The sequence below is a fragment of the Rhizobacter sp. P5_C2 genome (genome assembly GCF_054049715.1).
The window spans coordinates 1-500 of record NZ_JBFULV010000272.1 but is presented as its reverse complement, the minus strand read 5'-3'; the positions used below and the strand labels follow the sequence as shown (position 1 = coordinate 500).

The 500-nt window shown below is 65.4% G+C and carries 1 protein-coding gene; it reads left to right on the top strand.

Annotated elements, in window-relative coordinates:
- Positions 1-410: hypothetical protein (locus ACXJLU_RS33565; RefSeq protein WP_457338043.1), on the top strand; the 410-nt coding region annotated here is incomplete at its 5' end.
- Positions 411-500: the final 90 nt, after the last annotated feature.

Here is a 500-nt window from a genome sequence, read left to right as displayed (position 1 = left end):
ACGGGACGACGTCCGGCGACACCCAAGCCGAGCTGCGCAGCTACAGCGTTGCGAATCGCCATGAAGCCGTCCGGTTTGCTGCGTCCAAATGCGATTGCGGGTGCCGGGCCTTCGCGCTGCGGACCGATGAAGAAGCCGGCGTCGCAATCCGCACCTGCACCGACTGCGGGCAGGAGCACCCGATGGGCGACAGCGTGGACTACATGGAAGGAGCCGCGCCAGAGACGCACGAATGCGTGTGCGAGAACGAGGTGTTCGAGCTGATGTCCGGCGTCTCCGTGTACGAGGGCACACATGACGTGCGTTGGTACTACATCGCCTGCCGCTGCGTGGAATGCAATCTGGTCGGGGTTTTCGCAGACTGGAAGTGCGAAGCGGGTGATGCGGCGGCCTTCCTCGCCAGGGTCTGAGTGAGCGGCCGAACCCCGCAGAGATCAGGCTCGCAGCCTTGGGGGCACCCTGTCCGAAAGCCGCCGTTCACGTCTGGCCGCTTCTGGCCG